Source organism: Syntrophorhabdaceae bacterium (genome assembly GCA_035541755.1).
GTDB lineage: Bacteria > Desulfobacterota > Syntrophorhabdia > Syntrophorhabdales > Syntrophorhabdaceae > PNOF01.
Genome location: DATKMQ010000052.1, coordinates 1 through 3919, shown reverse-complemented (window position 1 = coordinate 3919; position 3919 = coordinate 1). Strand labels below are relative to the sequence as shown.

General features: G+C 50.7%; 3 protein-coding genes. 2 read left to right on the top strand and 1 reads right to left on the bottom strand.

Features of this window, described 5'->3' with window-relative positions; translation table 11 throughout:
- Nucleotides 1–102: 102 nt before the first annotated feature.
- A complete protein-coding gene (locus tag VMT62_04435; protein ID HVN95655.1) occupies nucleotides 103–303 on the bottom strand; it encodes a hypothetical protein in 201 nt (66 codons plus the stop codon).
- 216 nt (nucleotides 304–519) lie between these two features.
- Here VMT62_04435 and VMT62_04430 point away from each other — a divergent pair, with 216 nt between their 5' ends.
- Complete coding sequence (locus tag VMT62_04430) at nucleotides 520–2286, top strand: phosphoenolpyruvate carboxykinase (GTP) (protein HVN95654.1); 1767 nt, start codon at nucleotides 520–522, stop codon at nucleotides 2284–2286.
- Between the two features lie 26 nt (nucleotides 2287–2312).
- Entirely contained in the window at nucleotides 2313–3689 is a 1377-nt protein-coding gene (locus VMT62_04425) for a pyruvate carboxylase subunit B (protein HVN95653.1), read from the top strand.
- The last annotated feature ends 230 nt before the right edge of the window (nucleotides 3690–3919 follow it).

Genomic DNA, 3919 nt, shown 5'->3' with positions numbered 1-3919 from the left:
AAGATAATCGGAGACGGTAACCGTTCTCCGATAGCCAAGGTAGCTCAGATAAACCGTTATCAGGAGGTAGATGAGAACGAAAACGACTAGGTAGATCATAAATCAGGGAAGCCTTTCGATCAGTTCAATCTCCTCGTGTTCCCATTCTATTTCCGCCTTGTAGTCACCATCTTTTTCGCCGTACCCTCTGTTCCAGAAGATGAGCCCATACACGGCACACCAGAGGAAAGAAAGGAGCGCCAGGAGAAGTCCGGCAGCAACCCAGAAATCAAGATACGCGACCATCGTACTATTTGATTGCATGTCGACAGCATGAAGTCAAGAACAAACAGAGAATCAGTCTCTCCCCCCCTGAGCCTCGAGCCTTGATTCCCTCTGAACCGCGGGCCCTGACCCCAGGACCTTTATTCAAAACTCAGGTCTTTCGAGGCCCAATATCAGAGTTTTCCCTATTGCAGTTGTTTCAAACAATAGCTTAAGATTTTGTGCTAGACTAAAGGTTCTTTTGGAGGGTAGACCATGGCAAACGCGGTTCGGCAATGGGTAGAAGAGCAAGCGCGCCTTACCAAACCGGAAAAGATTTACTGGGTACAGGGCACTGAAGAGGAGATGCATCGCCTTGTTGATCTCGGCATCCGCGAAGAAAAGACCGCGGGCAACCAGACATTCCGCGAGTTAAGTCCTTCGGCATTTCCCAACTCCTATTATCATCGCAGCCACCCCAATGACGTGGCCCGCACCGAACAGTTAACCTTCGTGTGCTCTCCCGTAAAGGAAGACGCCGGTCCAAATAACAACTGGATGGATCCTGCTGAGGCCAAAAAGATGCTCTACGGACTTTTCGAAGGCTGCATGCAGGGCCGAACCCTTTATGTCATACCGTACATGATGGGTCACCCGGCGTCGCCCTATGCGAAGCCCTGCATCCAGATAACAGATTCACTCTACGTTGTTGTAAGCATGTACATCATGACCCGAACGGGGAATGAGACGCTCAAAAGGATCGGGGACTCTGAAAAATTCGTCAAAGGTCTGCATTCAATAGGCCAACTCGATCCGAGCAGACGTTTTATCATGCATTTTCCACAAGAAGAACTCGTAATGAGCATCGGCTCTGGTTATGGCGGTAACGCGCTTCTCGGCAAAAAGTGCTTCTCGTTGAGAATAGCCTCTCACCAGGGGTTTAAGGAGGGCTGGCTCGCAGAGCACATGATCATCATGGGAGTAGAAGATCCGGATGGTGACATCACCTATTTTGCGGGCGCTTTCCCTTCCGCCTGTGGGAAGACCAATCTTGCCATGATCGACCCTGTGATAGAGGGGTATAAAGTGACCACGCTCGGGGATGACATCTCGTGGATGAACGTGGGCCCTGACGGCCGCCTGTATGCTATCAACCCCGAAGCCGGATTCTTCGGCGTGGCGCCTGGTACGTCTGACAAGACCAACCCGAATATGATGAAGACGCTGAGGACAGGGAATTTCTATCCAACTCTCTTCACCAACACCGGGCTCGTGACCACGACAAACCAGCCGTGGTGGGAAGGCCTGACTGATAAAATTCCTGACAACATACTTGACTGGCAGGGTAACCCGTACGATGCGGCGAGTGGCAAAGTCGTTGCGCACCCGAACTCGCGCTTCACTGTCTCGGCACTGAACTGTCCAACGCTTTCTAAAGAATTTAACAACCCCAACGGCGTGCCGATTTCGGGGATTCTGTTCGGTGGCCGGAGATCAGACACTGTCCCTCTTGTCTGCGAAAGCTTTGATTGGGAACACGGTGTCTTTAAAGCATCTTCCCTAGGCTCCGAAACCACTACTGCAGCTGCCGGAGAGGTAGGTATTGTGCGGCGAGACCCCATGGCCATGCTGCCCTTCTGCGGCTATAACATGGCCGATTACTTCTCCCACTGGGCCGACGTCGGTAAAAGAATCTCCAATCCTCCGAAAATATTTTTTGTGAACTGGTTTAAGAAAGATGCCAGCGGGAAATTCATTTGGCCGGGCTTCAGAGACAATTTCCGTGTAATCAAATGGATGATCGATAGGATCAAGGGTAAGGTGTCGGCGAAGAAAACACCTGTCGGTCTCATGCCTCATCTCGCTGACATTAACCTCTCCGGGCTTTCTACCAGCAATGAGATATTGAATAAGCTTTTCGAGGTGGATCGCGCACAGTGGGCGAAAGAGGTGGAGGGAATAGAAACGTTCTACCAGCAGTTCGGCACCAGGCTGCCTGCCTTTTTAAAAACGCATTTAGAAAACCTGAAGAAGAGTCTTTAGACGGTACGTCAGGGGGGGTGCGGATTATGAATGAAAACAATCCGGTAAAAATAACAGACCTCACGCTGAGAGACGGCCATCAGTCGCTCTTCGCAACCAGGATGACCACTGAGGATATGCGGCCCATCATGGAAAAAATGGACAGCATCGGCTTTTACTCGGTAGAGGTCTGGGGTGGAGCCACTTTTGATGTTATGACCCGTTTCTTGAATGAGGACCCCTGGGACAGGGTCAGAATTTTCAAACAGAAAATGCCGAACACCAAACTCCAGATGCTCTTGCGCGGTCAGAATCTTGTGGGCTACAGGAATTATGCGGATGACGTTGTAGAGGCTTTCGTGGAAAGGGCAGCGAGTTCGGGCATCGACATATTCAGGGTTTTCGACGCCCTCAACGATGAGCGGAATTTCATCTCCTCGTTTAAGGCTATAAAAAAACATGGCAAGCAGATCCAGGGTTCGGTCTCTTATGCGCTCACAGAAAGGAAATTGGGCGGGCCAATATTCACTACCGATTACTATGTTAAGAAGGCCCGAATCATAGAAGAGATGGGGGCCGATTCTTTCTGCATCAAGGACATGGCCGGCATCATATCTCCCTATGACGCTTACGATCTCGTGACAGCACTAAAATCGAATCTGAAAATTCCGGTCCACCTGCACACGCACTACACGAGCGGGATGGCCTCTATGGCGTCTCTGAAGGCCATCGAGGCCGGGGTAGACGGTATCGATACCTGTATTGCGCCGTTCGCGCTGCGAAGTTCCCATGCACCCGTGGAACCGATTCTTGTCACATTGCAGGATACGCCACGCGATCCTCTTCTTGATCTAAAGAAATTCCCCGAGATAAACGATTACCTGGAAAGTGTCATTCCCAGATATGTCCAGTTTTCAGACACAACAAGATTTTCGGTTATAGACATCGGCGTGCTCATGCACCAGATACCCGGCGGCATGATCAGCAACCTGGTCAGCCAGCTCAAACAGGCAAAGGCACTGCACCGGCTCTATGAAGTTTTTGAGGAGATACCCAGAACAAGGGCTGATATGGGCTATCCGCCTCTTGTCACACCGACAAGCCAGATAGTAGGCGTGCAGTCAGTACTCAACGTGATCGCGGGCAGATACAAGATGATCACGAAAGAGGTCAAGGACTATTTCTACGGCCTCTACGGCAGACCGCCGGCGCCGGTAAATCCGGAGGTGCAGAAAAAAGCATTGAAGGGGTACGATCGCGGCGAGACTCCCATTAACGTGAGGCCTGCGGACATACTGGAGCCGGAACTGAACAAGGCAAAAGAGGCTATCAAGGACATATCAGACAAAATGGAAGATGTCCTTATCTACGCGCTTTACCCGATGACGGGACTTGAGTTCTTAAAAAAGAAATACGCCAGGTAAACGAAGGCCTACCTTCTCACGGTCAGGCACCTCATATTCAAAGAGCGCCAAGCGGCTTACGCCGTCCGGAGACCGATATTTTTGTTGATTGTTCCCTACCCGAGTGGTAAAAGAAAACATTCACTAACTAACTTTCACCGGAGGGAAGGCATGAAAAAGTATGTGGTTGTCCTGAGCGCCATTTGGTTTGCGCTCTTCATCATTACTTCAACTGCAGTCGCGGCTGATCT

Coding starts and splice junctions, on each gene's coding strand:
- VMT62_04425 (HVN95653.1), top strand. CDS start 2,313: ATGAATGAAAACAATCCGGTAAAAATAACAGACCTCACGCTGAGAGAC.
- VMT62_04435 (HVN95655.1), bottom strand. CDS start 303: ATGCAATCAAATAGTACGATGGTCGCGTATCTTGATTTCTGGGTTGCT.
- VMT62_04430 (HVN95654.1), top strand. CDS start 520: ATGGCAAACGCGGTTCGGCAATGGGTAGAAGAGCAAGCGCGCCTTACC.